The 14530-nt window shown below is 59.2% G+C and carries 12 protein-coding genes and 2 tRNA genes; all 14 read right to left on the bottom strand.

Annotation, left to right across the window (positions count from 1 at the left end):
- Positions 1-25: 25 nt before the first annotated feature.
- Complete coding sequence (gene pnp, locus AD665_RS17865) at positions 26-2131, bottom strand: polyribonucleotide nucleotidyltransferase (protein ID WP_024779940.1); 2106 nt, start codon at positions 2129-2131, stop codon at positions 26-28.
- Between the two features lie 175 nt (positions 2132-2306).
- A complete protein-coding gene (gene rpsO / locus AD665_RS17860; protein WP_002555121.1) occupies positions 2307-2576 on the bottom strand; it encodes a 30S ribosomal protein S15 in 270 nt (89 codons plus the stop codon).
- A gap of 142 nt (positions 2577-2718) precedes the next feature.
- Positions 2719-3636, bottom strand: coding sequence for a tRNA pseudouridine(55) synthase TruB (gene truB, locus AD665_RS17855; protein WP_024779941.1), 918 nt, complete (start codon positions 3634-3636; stop codon positions 2719-2721).
- Positions 3637-3639: 3 nt separating this feature from the next.
- A complete protein-coding gene (gene rbfA, locus AD665_RS17850; protein WP_053193010.1) occupies positions 3640-4035 on the bottom strand; it encodes a 30S ribosome-binding factor RbfA in 396 nt (131 codons plus the stop codon).
- 159 nt (positions 4036-4194) lie between these two features.
- Entirely contained in the window at positions 4195-6723 is a 2529-nt protein-coding gene (infB, locus tag AD665_RS17845; protein WP_053193009.1) for a translation initiation factor IF-2, read from the bottom strand.
- A gap of 27 nt (positions 6724-6750) precedes the next feature.
- The gene (gene nusA, locus AD665_RS17840; RefSeq protein ID WP_024779944.1) at positions 6751-8232 is read right to left on the bottom strand and encodes a transcription termination factor NusA; all 1482 of its coding nucleotides are present in this window, start codon (positions 8230-8232) and stop codon (positions 6751-6753) included.
- 59 nt (positions 8233-8291) lie between these two features.
- Complete coding sequence (gene rimP, locus AD665_RS17835; RefSeq protein ID WP_024779945.1) at positions 8292-8750, bottom strand: ribosome maturation factor RimP; 459 nt, start codon at positions 8748-8750, stop codon at positions 8292-8294.
- Positions 8751-8889: 139 nt separating this feature from the next.
- Positions 8890-8966, bottom strand: a tRNA-Met gene (locus AD665_RS17830).
- A gap of 99 nt (positions 8967-9065) precedes the next feature.
- Positions 9066-9151: transfer RNA gene (locus AD665_RS17825), tRNA-Leu, on the bottom strand.
- Between the two features lie 22 nt (positions 9152-9173).
- On the bottom strand, positions 9174-9557 hold the full coding sequence (gene secG, locus AD665_RS17820; RefSeq protein WP_024779946.1) for a preprotein translocase subunit SecG: 384 nt from the start codon (positions 9555-9557) through the stop codon (positions 9174-9176).
- 4 nt (positions 9558-9561) lie between these two features.
- Positions 9562-10317: a triose-phosphate isomerase gene (gene tpiA / locus AD665_RS17815; protein ID WP_024779947.1), complete on the bottom strand. Its 756-nt coding sequence runs from the start codon at positions 10315-10317 to the stop codon at positions 9562-9564.
- A 66-nt stretch (positions 10318-10383) separates the two neighbouring features.
- A complete protein-coding gene (glmM, locus tag AD665_RS17810) occupies positions 10384-11721 on the bottom strand; it encodes a phosphoglucosamine mutase (protein WP_024779948.1) in 1338 nt (445 codons plus the stop codon).
- A 16-nt stretch (positions 11722-11737) separates the two neighbouring features.
- The gene (folP, locus tag AD665_RS17805; protein ID WP_024779949.1) at positions 11738-12589 is read right to left on the bottom strand and encodes a dihydropteroate synthase; all 852 of its coding nucleotides are present in this window, start codon (positions 12587-12589) and stop codon (positions 11738-11740) included.
- Between the two features lie 8 nt (positions 12590-12597).
- Positions 12598-14508 (bottom strand): ATP-dependent zinc metalloprotease FtsH, encoded by a 1911-nt coding sequence (ftsH, locus tag AD665_RS17800; RefSeq protein ID WP_024779950.1) that lies wholly within the window; start codon positions 14506-14508, stop codon positions 12598-12600.
- Positions 14509-14530 lie beyond the last annotated feature (22 nt).

Raw genomic sequence — 14530 nt, 5'->3', positions numbered from 1 at the left:
GTTCAGCAGTCAGGCGAAGGGGTGATTAAACGCCCGATGCCTTGGCCGCCGCCACGTCCTTGATGGACAGCTTGATACGGCCGCGGTTGTCCACGTCCAGTACCAGCACTTCCACTTCCTGGCCTTCCTTCAGGATATCGGTCACTTTCTCGACGCGAGCATCGCTCAGCATGGAGATGTGAACCAGACCGTCCTTGCCCGGCAGGATGTTGACGAAAGCGCCGAAGTCGACGATGCGCTCGACCTTGCCGACGTAGATCTTGCCGATCTCGGCTTCGGCGGTGATGCCCAGGACGCGCTGGCGTGCTGCTTCTGCCGCTTCCTTGGTTTCGCCGAAGATCTTGATCGAACCGTCGTCTTCGATGTCGATCGAAGCCTTGGTTTCTTCACAGATCGCACGAATGGTCGCGCCGCCTTTACCGATGACATCACGGATCTTGTCGGTGTCGATCTTCATCGCGATCATGGTCGGAGCGTTTTCCGACAGTTCGGTGCGGGACTGACCGATCACCTGGTTCATCTGGCCGAGGATGTTCAGGCGCGCTTCCAGGGCCTGGCCCAGGGCGATTTCCATGATCTCTTCGGTGATGCCCTTGATCTTGATGTCCATCTGCAGTGCGGTCACGCCTTTGGCGGTACCGGCCACTTTGAAGTCCATGTCGCCCAGGTGGTCTTCGTCACCCAGGATGTCGGTCAGGACGGCGAATTTCTCGCCTTCCTTCACCAGGCCCATGGCGATACCGGCAACCGGCGCCTTCATCGGCACACCGGCGTCCATCAAGGCCAGGGAAGCGCCGCAGACCGAAGCCATGGAGCTCGAACCGTTGGACTCGGTGATTTCCGATACCACACGGATGGTGTACGGGAACACGTCGGCGTCCGGCAGCATGGCCTGGACCGAACGACGGGCCAGACGGCCGTGACCGATTTCGCGGCGACCGGCGCCACCCATGCGACCGCACTCACCCACCGAGAACGGAGGGAAGTTGTAGTGCAGCATGAACGGGTCTTTCTTTTCGCCTTCCAGGGTGTCCAGCAGTTGCGCGTCACGGGCGGTGCCCAGTGTGGCAACGACCAGGGCCTGGGTTTCGCCACGGGTGAACAGGGCCGAGCCGTGGGTCTTTGGCAGAACGCCGACTTCGATGTTCAGCGGGCGTACGGTACGGGTGTCGCGACCGTCGATACGTGGCTTGCCGTTGACGATGTTTTCGCGAACGGTGCGGTATTCGATTTCACCGAAAGCAGCCTTGACGTCGGCAGCCGATGGCTGGCCTTCTTCGCCGGACAGCTTGGCAACGACCTGGTCCTTCAACTCGCCCAGGCGCGCGTAACGGTCGGCCTTGACGGTGATGGTGTAGGCCTGGGAGATGGCTTCGCCGAACTCGGCACGGATGGCACCCAGCAGCTCGGTGGCTTCGGCTTGCGGAGCCCAGGTCCAGGTTGGCTTGGCGGCTTCGGCGGCCAGTTCCTTGACGGCGTTGATGACCACCTGGAACTCGTCATGGGCGAACAGTACGGCACCCAGCATCTGGTCTTCGGTCAGCTCTTTGGCTTCGGATTCAACCATCAGCACGGCTTCGGAAGTACCGGCAACGACCATGTCCAGGCTCGAGGCCTTCAGTTGCTCGTAGGTCGGGTTCAGCAGGTAGCCGGTGCTTTCATGGAACGCAACGCGGGCAGCGCCGATCGGGCCATCGAAAGGAATGCCGGAGATGGCCAGCGCAGCCGAGGTACCGATCATCGCAGCGATGTCCGGATCGGTCTTCTTGCTGGTGGAAACGACGGTGCAGACAACCTGCACTTCGTTCATGAAGCCTTCTGGGAAAAGCGGACGGATCGGACGGTCGATCAGTCGGGAAGTCAGGGTTTCTTTCTCGGAAGGACGGCCTTCGCGCTTGAAGAAACCGCCAGGGATCTTACCGGCGGCGTAAGTCTTTTCCTGGTAGTGAACAGACAGAGGGAAGAAGCCCTTGCCTGGATCGGCTTGCTTGGCACCGACAACGGTCACCAATACGCTGACGTCGTCGTCAACGGTGACCAGCACTGCGCCGGAGGCCTGACGGGCGATACGGCCAGTCTCGAGGGTAACGGTCGACTGACCGAACTGGAATTTTTTGATTACCGGGTTCACGGTGTCCTACCTTCTTTGTGGCTCTTGGGGAACTTGTCTTCTTGCGAAATTCTTGGGCAGTGCGGGGAATCGGCCCAACGACTGTCCAGATAAAACTTGAGGCTGGGAGCCTGCCGGTTGCCGACGCAAAGCGCAGGCAACAGACAGACCACCAACCTCATAGCGCAATCGCTTATTAGCGACGCAGACCCAGGCGGCCGATCAAGGCGCTGTAACGACTTACGTCCTTACCCTTGAGGTAATCCAGCAGCTTGCGACGCTGGTTTACCATACGGATCAGACCACGACGGGAGTGGTGGTCCTTACCGTTGGCCTTGAAGTGACCTTGCAGTTTGTTGATGTTGGCGGTCAGCAGTGCAACTTGCACTTCTGGCGAACCAGTATCACCAACAGCTTGCTGGTAGTCGGTCACGATCTGAGCTTTTTCTTCAACGCTGAGTGCCATGTGGCTTTCCTCTTGTGAGGTACCGTTTCCGGGGAAACCGTACCAACAGGCCAGGGACAGATCCCTGTATCTATAAATGAGTAGTGACCGTGCCTGTTAACAGCCACACTCGCCCGCCTGCTGTTACACAGACGGGCTCCGGTCATTCCGACCGAATCAGTCGACGCGGCGCAATGCGCCCGTCTTCGCTCACTTCACCGATACCGATGAAGCGACCGTTGTGATCCTGTACCCGAACCATGCCGAATTTCGGCGCATCCGGGGCTCGCACCGGCTGGCCATTGAGCCAGTAGAATGCGCTGTGTTCCGAGAACTGCAACAGCGGCCAATCCAGCAACCCACTGTCCGATGGCATCAGGAAGCGGTCGACCGCTTCGTTGCCGCCTTCGGCATGTACCGCTTCGAGCTCTTCCAGCGTGACCGTCTGGGCCAGCGTGAAGGGTCCGGCCTGGGTCCGGCGCAACTCCGCCACGTACGCACCACAGCCGAGCTGCTCACCAATATCCTCAACCAGGGTCCGGATATAAGTGCCTTTGCTGCAATCCACGGCTAGCCGTGCAGTATTACCGTCAAAGGCCAGCAATTCCAAGCGCGCAATAGTAACAGAACGTGGTTCACGCTCCACTACTTCGCCTGCACGGGCCAATTTGTACAAGGGCTGCCCATCACGCTTCAGGGCCGAGTACATCGGCGGTATCTGACTGATTTGCCCACGAAATCCGGGCAGCACCGCTTCGATATCAGCCTGACCAACGGTCACCGGCCGCTCGCGTAAAACCTCGCCTTCGGCATCCGCCGTGGTGGTGGTCTTACCCAATTGCGCCAGGGTTTCATACCCCTTGTCGGAGTCGAGCAGGTACTGGGAGAACTTGGTCGCCTCGCCGAAACACAGCGGCAGCACGCCGGTGGCCAGCGGATCGAGGCTGCCGGTGTGCCCGGCCTTCTCGGCATTGAGCAGCCAGCGAACCTTCTGCAAGGCGGCGTTGGAGGTGAACCCCAACGGCTTGTCGAGCAGGATGATACCGCTGACGTTACGACGGATACGTTTGACCTGAGCCACCGGTTACTCCTTGGTGTCTTCGGGTTCAGCCGCGTGTTGACTGTCTTCAGCCACCGCGCGCTCGATCAAGGCCGACAGGTGCGCGCCCCGGGCGACGCTCTCGTCGTAGTGGAAATGCAGCTGTGGAACACTGCGCAGCTTCATTTCCCGGGCCAACTGCATGCGCAGGAAACCGGCGGCCGCGTTGAGCACCTTGATGCTCTGGGCGACGTCATCGGCACCGTCCTGCCCCATCACCGTGATGAAAATCTTTGCGTGACCGACGTCACGGCTGACTTCCACAGCGGTAATGGTGACCAGGCCGACACGCGGGTCCTTGACTTCGCGGCGGATCAGTTGGGCCAGCTCGCGCTGCATCTGATCGCCGATTCGTTGGGTACGGCTATATTCTTTTGCCATGTCTTGCTACCTGTTACTGCCCCACGGTGAAACCCGTGAGGTCTGAAAGCGGCAAACGCCCGGCCTGACAAAAGCCAGACCGGGCGTTGCGTTTAGAGTCCGCCAGCGAAGCAGCGCATGTTCATGCGGCTACCCGATGTGGCTCTTGAAGTGCGCGAGTCAGAGGCTGCGAGCAACCTGGACCTTCTCGAAGACTTCGATCTTGTCACCGACCTTGACGTCGTTGTAGCTCTTGACGCCAATACCGCATTCCATGCCGGCACGTACTTCGGAAGCGTCATCCTTGAAGCGACGCAGGGATTCCAGCTCGCCTTCGAAGATCACGATGTCTTCACGCAGTACACGGATCGGACGGTTACGGTGAACGACACCTTCGATCACCATGCAACCGGCGATGGCACCGAATTTCGGCGAACGGAACACGTCGCGAACTTCGGCCACGCCCAGGATGTTCTCCCGCACGTCGCTGCCCAACATACCGGTCAGGGCTTTCTTGACGTCTTCGATGATGTCGTAGATCACGTTGTAGTAACGCATATCCAGACCTTCCTGCTCGACGATCTTGCGAGCACCGGCATCGGCACGCACGTTGAAGCCGAACAGTACTGCATTGGAAGCCAGTGCCAGGTTGGCGTCGCTTTCGGTGATACCACCGACACCGCCGCCGACCACACGCACTTGCACTTCGTCGTTGCCCAGGCCGTTCAGAGCACCCTGCAAGGCTTCCAGCGAACCACGGACGTCGGATTTGAGGACGATGTTGAGCGTCTTCTTCTCTTCCTGGCCCATGTTCTCGAAGATGTTTTCCAGCTTGCCGGCATGAGCGCGAGCCAGTTTGACTTCGCGGAACTTGCCTTGACGGAACAGAGCCACTTCGCGGGCTTTCTTCTCGTCAGCCACAACGCTCATCTCGTCACCAGCGTCCGGCGTACCGTCCAGGCCGAGGATCTCGACCGGGATAGCCGGACCGGCTTCCTTGATCGGCTTGCCGTTCTCGTCGAGCATGGCTCGAACACGACCATAGTTCGAACCGACCAGCACCATGTCGCCCTGACGCAGCGTACCGTCCTGAACCAGGACCGTGGCCACCGGACCGCGACCCTTGTCCAGGCGCGACTCAACCACGACACCACGACCAGGAGCCGATGGGGTGGCGGTCAGTTCAAGTACTTCGGCCTGCAGCAATACCGCTTCGAGCAATTCGTCGACGCCGGTACCCATCTTCGCGGAAACCGGAACGAATGGAGTATCGCCACCCCAGTCTTCCGAAGTCACGCCGTGAACCGACAGCTCGCTGCGGATGCGATCGAGGTCGGCGCCCGGCTTGTCGATCTTGTTCACCGCAACCACCAGCGGCACGCCAGCTGCCTGGGCATGCTGAACGGCTTCGATGGTCTGTGGCATCACGCCGTCGTCCGCCGCGACCACCAGGATCACGATGTCGGTCGCCTTGGCACCACGGGCACGCATGGCGGTAAACGCGGCGTGACCCGGGGTATCGAGGAAGGTGACCATGCCACGATCGGTTTCAACGTGGTATGCACCGATGTGCTGGGTGATACCGCCGGCTTCGCCAGCAGCTACCTTGGCACGACGGATGTAGTCGAGCAGCGAGGTCTTACCGTGGTCGACGTGGCCCATGACGGTCACGACCGGCGCACGAGGAACCGCTTCACCTTCGAATTTCAGGGACTCGGCCAGGGAATCTTCCAGGGCGGTGTCGCTGATCAGGGTCACTTTGTGGCCCAGTTCTTCGGCAACCAGCTGGGCAGTTTCCTGATCCAGTACCTGGTTGATGGTGGCTGGCGTACCCAGCTTGAACATGAACTTGATGATCTCGGCAGCCTTGACCGACATCTGCTGGGCCAGATCGCCCACAGTGATGGTCTCGCCGATCTTCACTTCACGCACGACAGGGCCGGTCGGGCTCTGGAAACCGTGGGCGTTGCGTTTCTTCAGCTTGGCCTTGCCGCGACCACCACGACGGAAGCCATCGCTCTCTTCGTCGGTGGTGCGTGGTGCAACCCGTGGTGCCGGCGCCTTTTCCTTGACCGAAGCACGATGCGGAGCGTTCTTGCGCTCGCCATCGCCACCGCCACGACGGTTTTCGTCGGCACGTGGTTTGTCCGGACGACGCGGTTCGTCACGCTTGCGAGCGTCAGCCGCAGGGGCAGGAGCTGCCTCCAGGACCGGTGCACTTTCACGCACGGGCTCAGCCACCTGGGCAGGCGCCGCTACGGCTTCCGCCGGAGCAGGTTGCGCAGCGGCCGGGGCAGGCTGACGACGCGCTTCTTCTTCGGCGCGGCGCTTGGCTTCTTCTTCAGCCTTCTGGCGCGCGGCATTTTCTACTGCGCGACGTTCATCCAGTTCGCGTTTGCGCTCGGCTTCGATTTCTTCCGGGCTGCGCTGGACGAAAACTTTCTTCTTGCGTACTTCTACGCTGATGCTTTTGCTACCGGCAACACGCAGGGTGCTGGTGGTTTTACGCTGCAGAGTGATCTTGCGCGGTTCTTCCACTTTCGCCTTGTGACTGCTCTTCAAGTGGGTCAGCAGGGACTGCTTCTCACTGTCGGTCACATGTTCCTCGGCGGCGGTGTGCGGCAGACCTGCCTCACGCATCTGCTGCAACAGGCGCTCTACCGGTGTTTTGACCTCATCGGCCAGTTGTTTCACCGTGACTTGCGTCATGCACTTCTCTCCTCAGGCCGCGCCTAATTACTCGAACCAGTGGGCTCGGGCGGCCATGATCAACTTGCCGGCACGATCATCGTCAATGCCGTCGATGTCGAGCAGGTCGTCAATAGACTGCTCGGCCAGGTCTTCGCGGGTAATTACGCCGCGCACCGCCAGTTCCATCGCCAAATCCTTGTCCATACCCTCAAGCGAGAGCAGGTCTTCGGCCGGATGGGCGTCTGCCAGCTTTTCCTCAGTAGCGATGGCTTTGGTCAACAAACGATCCTTGGCCCGAGCGCGAAGCTCGTTGACGATGTCTTCGTCAAAGCCGTCGATGTTGAGCATTTCCTCCACCGGCACGTAGGCAATCTCTTCCAGGCTGGTAAAGCCCTCATCCACCAGTACCTGCGCCAGCTCTTCATCGACTTCGAGCTCTTCGATGAAGTTGCGCAGGATGTCACCGGTTTCAGCTTGCTGTTTGGCCTGGATGTCCGATTCGGTCATCACGTTCAGGGTCCAGCCCGTCAGCTGGCTGGCCAGACGCACGTTCTGACCACCACGACCGATGGCCTGAGCCAGATTGTCTGCGCCAACGGCGATGTCCATGGCATGGGCATCTTCGTCAACGATAATTGCCGCCACTTCTGCTGGCGACATCGCGTTGATCACGAACTGAGCCGGGTTATCGTCCCAGAGAACGATGTCCACACGCTCACCGCCCAGCTCGCCGGATACGGCCTGGACACGCGAACCGCGCATGCCGATGCAGGCACCTTGCGGGTCGATGCGCTTGTCCTTGGAACGGACCGCAATCTTGGCACGCGATCCCGGATCACGGGAGGCAGCCATGACTTCGATCAGGCCTTCGGCGATTTCCGGCACTTCGATGCGGAACAACTCGATCAGCATTTCCGGCGCAGTACGCGACAGAATCAGCTGAGGGCCGCGGTTCTCGGTGCGGATTTCCTTGAGTAGCGCACGCAGTCGCACGCCCACCCGGAAGGTTTCGCGAGAAATGATGTCTTCACGTGCCAGCAGCGCCTCGGCGTTGTTGCCCAGATCGACGATCACGTTGTCGCGGGTGACCTTTTTCACGGTGCCGGAGATGATCTCGCCCAGCTTCTCGCGATAAGCGTCAACGACTTGCGCGCGCTCGGCTTCACGAACCTTCTGCACGATGACCTGCTTGGCAGTCTGTGCAGCGATGCGACCAAATTCGATGGACTCGATCTTTTCTTCGACTACATCACCTACCTTGGCGCCAGGATGCGTTTCTGCAACCTTGCTCGGCCAGGTTTCGATAGCCGGATCATCCAGGTCGGCTTCTTCGACCACCGTCCAGCGACGGAAAGTTTCATAGGAACCAGTGTGGCGATTGATCTCCACACGCAAATCAACTTCGTCTTCAAACCGCTTCTTGGTAGCAGTGGCCAGAGCCAGCTCCAGCGCTTCAAAAATAACGTTAGCCGGTACGCCCTTTTCATTGGATACCGACTCAACAACCAGCAGTACTTCTTTGCTCATCGTACGCCTCGCCTTTCGCAAGCCATTGGATCCGCGGGATCCGCAGTATCTGGCACGTATCAGTCAAAACTGGGAATAATGTTGGCCTTGTCGATCATATCGATCGGCAACAGGAACTCATGGTCATCTACCTGCACCACGACGTCCTGCTCTTCTACACCGCGCAGAAGGCCTTGAAAGTTGCGTCGACCCTCAAAGGGCGAACGCAGCTTGATCTTCACTTGTTCACCGGCAAACGAAGCGAACTGTTCAAGGCTGAACAGAGGGCGTTCCATGCCGGGCGAGGAAACCTCAAGGGTGTATTCGGTGCTGATCGGATCTTCAACATCCAGCACACCGCTGATCTGACGGCTGACGATGGCGCAATCATCCACCAACACGCCGCCTTCCTTATCGATATAAACGCGCAACAGTGAGTGGCGACCTTGAGCCGAAAACTCAATACCCCAGCATTCATAGCCAAGGGCCACGACCACCGGGGCCAACAAGGCCTGCAACTGTTCTAGCTTGCTCGACACCTGAACCCCCTCGTGCATGTTTGTGCATGCTGTGCAAATAAAAAAAAATGGGCGAATCGCCCATCCCTGAAACGCCGTTGAACAGCGGCGTTATAAAGTGTCCAGCTAACAAAAAGCCCCTTGGAAGGGGCCCTGAAACTGGTTGCGGGAGCCGGATTTGAACCGACGACCTTCGGGTTATGAGCCCGACGAGCTACCAGGCTGCTCCATCCCGCGACAAAGCTGGGGCGGAAGTATACGACCGATCCCTTACAGGGTCAATGTAACCCTTCCACCTACAAGAAAGCCCGCTATTGCGGGCTCTCCTGATTCAATTGGTACCGAGAAGGGGACTCGAACCCCTACACCCTATGGGCACAACCACCTCAAGGTTGCGTGTCTACCAATTCCACCACCTCGGCAAATACAGCTTTTGAAACCTTCTTACTTCTGCTCTTGAGCTGGAGGCACGTCAGTCGCCGGATTGGCCGACTTTTGCTCTTGAAGCACCGGGACATCATCAGAAGCCGGTTTTTGCTTTGGCGCTTCCAACACCGCTGGACTTGGCAACCCTACTTGAGTCAGCTCATGAGCTTTCTCTTTAGCAAAGTAACCTAACCCTAAGCTGGTCATGAAGAAACCGGCGGCAAGTATAGCAGTAAACTTACTAAGAAAGGTAGAGGAACCTTGGCTTCCGAACACAGTATTTGAAGCACCTGCACCGAAAGACGCACCAGCATCCGCACCTTTACCCTGCTGCAGCAATACCAGAGCAACTACGCCCAATGCACCCAGCAGATGAAAAACGACTACGACTGTTTCCAGCATTTTTTCAGTTTCCCGCGGCGCGACAGATCGCACCGAACTCATCTGCATTCAGGGAAGCTCCACCAATGAGCCCCCCATCGATATCCGGCATGCCGAACAGTTCGACCGCATTGGCCGCCTTCACGCTGCCGCCGTATAGAAGCCGCACACCTCGTGCCACTTCAGAATTTTCTGCCGCCAACTGGGCGCGGATGGCGGCGTGCACATCCTGCGCTTGTTGCGGCGAAGCAGTCAGCCCGGTACCAATGGCCCAGACCGGCTCGTAAGCAATGACCGCCTTTGCAAAAGCACCGACACCCAGGTCTTCGATGATGCTGCCCAGCTGACGCCCGACAACTTCAAGGGTCTTCCCGGCCTCACGCTGCTCGAGGGTTTCCCCCACACACAACACCGGAATCAGACCGCAGGCCTGAGCTGCCGCAAACTTGCGAATCAGGGCCCTGTCTTGCTCACCCATGATCATGCGACGCTCGGAGTGCCCGACAAGAACCAGGGAACAACCCGCATCCACCAACTGACTTGGCGCAATTTCACCGGTCAGCGCACCTTGCATGGATTCCACCGCAGAATTCTGCGCGCCGATCGAAATCGACTTGCCCTTCAAGCCATCAATCACCTGATTGATATACAAGCAAGGCGGGAATACCGCGACATCAACACCGCTTGGCAAGGCCAGATGACGAAGGCCATTGATCAGCTCAGCGACGCTGGCGCGGGTACCGTGCATCTTCCAGTTACCAGCTACCATAGGGCGACGCATGCTGTACCTCGTCGGTCAAAGTGGGCGCAGATGTTACCCAACCGTTTCATGACTGGCAAGCCGAATTCAGGCAGAAACTTCAGTAACGAGCTTCGCCAGTTCTTCGGCATAACCGCGAACCTGTGCTTCATCCTCGCCTTCGACCATGACGCGCACCAGGGGCTCAGTACCGGACTTGCGCAGCAGCACGCGCCCACGCCCCGCCATCGCCTGTGTCACGCGCTCGCTGGCCTGCTGGACCGTGGCATGCTCGATGGGGTTCGCCCCGCCACCGAAGCGCACATTGATCAACACTTGCGGACATTTGCGCAACGCCTGGCGCGACAACGCAAGACTCTCGTTGCGCGCCTTGAGCGCCATCAGTACCTGCAAGGCCGCAATGATTGCATCACCGGTGGTGGTGTGATCGAAGCACACGATGTGACCGGAGTTCTCACCCCCGACGACCCAACTGCGCTCCAGTAGCTCCGAGATGACATAGCGGTCACCCACGTTGGCTCGCACGAAGGGAATATCCAGATCCGCAAGCGCCAGCTCGAGACCGAGGTTGCTCATCAGCGTGCCGACCACCCCACCCTGCAGCTTGCCGCGCTCATGCAGATCACGCGCGATGATGAACAGCAGCTCATCGCCATCGACGACAGTCCCCGTATGATCCACCATCAGGACCCGATCACCGTCGCCATCGAAGGCGATCCCGAGATCAGCCTGCTCGGCCAGGACCGCTGCCTGCAGCGCGTCGGTATGGGTGGAACCGCAGTTGTGGTTGATGTTCAGCCCGTTAGGCTGGGCGGACAGCACCACGACCTCGGCGCCCAACTCGCGAAATACACTCGGTGCAACCTTGTAGGTCGCACCATGGGCGCAATCGACGACGACTTTCAGGCCTGCGAAACTGGTGCCGGTCGGCACACTGCCCTTGCAGAACTCGATGTAACGACCCGAGGCATCGTTGATCCGCGACACTTTGCCGATCTTGCTCGACTCAACCACAGTCATCGGCGTATCCAGCAGTTCTTCGATCATCAGCTCGACTTCATCCGGCAATTTGGTGCCCTTGCCGGAGAAAAACTTGATGCCATTGTCGTCGTGGGGATTATGGGAAGCACTGATCACGATACCCGCCTGCGCATGGAACGTACGCGTCAGGTAGGCAATGGCCGGTGTCGGCATCGGCCCCAGCAACATCACATCGGCACCCGCCGAGGTCAGGCCGGCTTCGAGAGCCGACTCGAACATATAGCCGGAAATTCGCGTGTCCTTGCCGACCAGCACCTTGCAGGCACCCATCTTGCGGAACGCCATACCGGCAGCCCAGCCGAGCTTGAGCATGAAATCAGGGGTAATAGGGTATTCGCCGACCCGACCACGGATACCGTCGGTGCCAAAATATTTCTTGCTCATAAGTGCTCCGTCATTCTTATTCGGCTGAATCCACAGCAGCGATCATCCGCACGACATCCATCGTTTCGGCCACATCGTGCACCCGCAATATGCGCGCACCTTTTGTAATGGCCAGGGCCGCAAGAGCGAGACCGCCGAACAGCCGCTCGCCCACCGGACGACCCAAGGCATTGCCTATCATGCTTTTTCGCGAAACGCCGACCAACAGCGGCCGACCCAGGGAATGCAAGGCTTCCATATGCTTGAACAGGCTCAGATTATGATCCAGGGTCTTGGCAAAGCCGAAACCGGGATCCAGCACCACCCGCTCGGCGGGAATGCCCGCCAGCGCACACTGGCTCATGCGCTCGACCAGGAACTCGCCGACCTCCAGGGTCACATCGCCGTAGTGCGGGTTGTCCTGCATGGTTCCCGGCTCACCGAGCATATGCATCAGACACACCGGCAACCCGGTAGCCGCTGCGGCATCCAGGGCTCCATCGCGCTGCAGGGAGCGGACATCGTTGATCAAACCCGCTCCCAACCGAGCCGTCTCACGCATGACCGCCGGCGTGGACGTATCGACCGAGATTATGACATCCAGTTCGCGGTGTATACGCTCGACAACCGGCGCCACTCTTTCCAGCTCCTCGACAGGCGAGACAGCCCGCGCGCCCGGCCGGGTCGACTCGCCGCCGACATCGATCAACGTTGCGCCAGCCGCGACCATGGCCTCGGCGTGCCGCAGCGCAGCATCGAGCTGACCAAACCGGCCGCCGTCGGAAAAGGAATCGGGAGTGACATTGAGAATACCCATGACATGTACATGGGCCAAATCAAGAACCCGGTTGCCACAAGGCAACCGGGTCGAGGACTGAACAGAAGTCATTTCAAGCCTTAGACATCAGCAGCCGGACCGCCGATCGGTGTTTCCGGACGCTCGCCCTGCACCGCCGGAGGCGTGCCAGGAGTGCCCGTACCACCCGTCCAATCCCGCGGCTCACGAGGCGGACGGCCCGACATGATGTCATCGATCTGTTCGGCGTCGATGGTTTCATACTTCATCAAGGCATCCGCCATGGCGTCGAGCTTGTCACGATTGTCCGTGAGGATCTGCTTCGCGGTGCCATAGCACTGGTCGATGATACTGCGCACTTCGGAGTCGATCAGCTTGGCCGTCTCACCGGAGAAGCTTGCATGCTGGCCGCCGCCCCCACGCCCCAGGAACACTTCGCCTTCTTCTTCGGCATACATCAGCGGCCCGAGTTTCTCGGAAAGCCCCCACTTGGTCACCATGTTCCGCGCGATCTGGCTGGCGCGCATGATGTCATTCGATGCGCCGGTGGTTACACCGTCGAAGCCCAACGTCATCTCTTCAGCGATACGGCCACCATAAAGCGAGCAGATCTGACTGATCAGCGCACGCTTGGACAAGCTGTAGCGGTCTTCTTCCGGCAGGAACATGGTCACACCCAGCGCACGACCGCGCGGAATGATCGACACCTTGTAGACCGGATCATGCTCCGGCACGACACGACCAACGATGGCGTGCCCCGCCTCGTGGTAAGCCGTGTTCTGCTTTTCTTTTTCCGACATGACCATGGATTTGCGCTCGGCGCCCATCATGATCTTGTCTTTAGCCAATTCGAACTCTTTCATCTCCACGACGCGCTTGCCGGCACGCGCAGCGAACAGCGACGCTTCGTTGACCAGGTTGGCCAGGTCAGCACCAGAGAAGCCCGGTGTACCACGGGCGATTACCGCCGCAGCCACATCGTCGCCCATTGGCACTTTACGCATGTGGACCTTGAGAATCTGCTCACGACCGCGGATGTCCGGCAGACCCACCACGACCTGCCGGTCGAAACGGCCCGGACGCAGCAGCGCAGGGTCGAGCACGTCAGGACGGTTGGTGGCAGCGATGACGATGATGCCGTCATTCATTTCGAAACCGTCCATCTCCACCAGCAACTGGTTGAGGGTCTGCTCACGCTCATCATGACCGCCGCCCATGCCGGCGCCACGGTGGCGACCAACGGCGTCGATTTCGTCGATGAAGATAATGCATGGCGCGTGTTTCTTGGCCTGCTCGAACATGTCACGAACACGGCTGGCACCCACGCCAACGAACATTTCAACGAAGTCGGAACCGGAAATCGTGAAAAACGGCACCTTGGCTTCGCCAGCGATAGCCTTGGCCAGCAAGGTCTTACCGGTACCCGGCGGGCCAACCATCAGCACGCCACGAGGAATACGACCGCCCAAGCGCTGGAATTTACCCGGGTCGCGCAGAAATTCGACCAGTTCGCCCACTTCTTCCTTGGCTTCGTCGCAACCTGCAACGTCTGCCAGGGTTGTTTTCACCTGGTCTTCGGAAAGCAGTCTTGCCTTGCTCTTGCCAAAACTCATCGGGCCGCCCTTGCCGCCGGCGCCACCCTGCATCTGGCGCATGAAGAACATGAACACCGCGATGATCACCAGGATCGGGAAGCTGGCCACAAGGAGCTGGGTCCAGATGCTTTGTTGCTCAGGCTGCTTGCCTTCGACCACGACATGGTTGTCCACCAGGTCGCCGATCAGGCCATTGTCCTGGATAGCCGGACGAATGGTCTTGAAGTTGTCGCCATCGGTACGCTTGCCGGTGATGACATAGCCATCGACCGCAACGCGTTCGACCTTGCCATCCTTGACCTGCTGAATGAAGTCGGAATAGTTGAGGGTCTGCGGCTCGTTAGGGCTGGAGAAGTTGTTCATCACGGTCACAAGGACAGCGGCGATGATCAACCACAGGATCAGATTCTTTGCCATATCGTTCAATTAACTACCCTCT

Source organism: Pseudomonas corrugata (assembly GCF_001269905.1).
GTDB lineage: Bacteria > Pseudomonadota > Gammaproteobacteria > Pseudomonadales > Pseudomonadaceae > Aquipseudomonas > Aquipseudomonas corrugata.
Note: the sequence above shows the minus strand (reverse complement) of the source record. Positions and strands in the feature narration are given on the sequence as shown.

Bases quoted from the DNA above. Each gene is read 5' to 3' on its own strand.
- rpsO (WP_002555121.1), bottom strand. From the start codon at position 2,576: ATGGCACTCAGCGTTGAAGAAAAAGCTCAGATCGTGACCGACTACCAG.
- rbfA (WP_053193010.1), bottom strand. From the start codon at position 4,035: ATGGCAAAAGAATATAGCCGTACCCAACGAATCGGCGATCAGATGCAG.
- infB (WP_053193009.1), bottom strand. From the start codon at position 6,723: ATGACGCAAGTCACGGTGAAACAACTGGCCGATGAGGTCAAAACACCG.
- nusA (WP_024779944.1), bottom strand. From the start codon at position 8,232: ATGAGCAAAGAAGTACTGCTGGTTGTTGAGTCGGTATCCAATGAAAAG.
- secG (WP_024779946.1), bottom strand. From the start codon at position 9,557: ATGCTGGAAACAGTCGTAGTCGTTTTTCATCTGCTGGGTGCATTGGGC.
- tpiA (WP_024779947.1), bottom strand. From the start codon at position 10,317: ATGCGTCGCCCTATGGTAGCTGGTAACTGGAAGATGCACGGTACCCGC.
- glmM (WP_024779948.1), bottom strand. From the start codon at position 11,721: ATGAGCAAGAAATATTTTGGCACCGACGGTATCCGTGGTCGGGTCGGC.
- folP (WP_024779949.1), bottom strand. From the start codon at position 12,589: ATGACTTCTGTTCAGTCCTCGACCCGGTTGCCTTGTGGCAACCGGGTT.
- ftsH (WP_024779950.1), bottom strand. From the start codon at position 14,508: ATGGCAAAGAATCTGATCCTGTGGTTGATCATCGCCGCTGTCCTTGTG.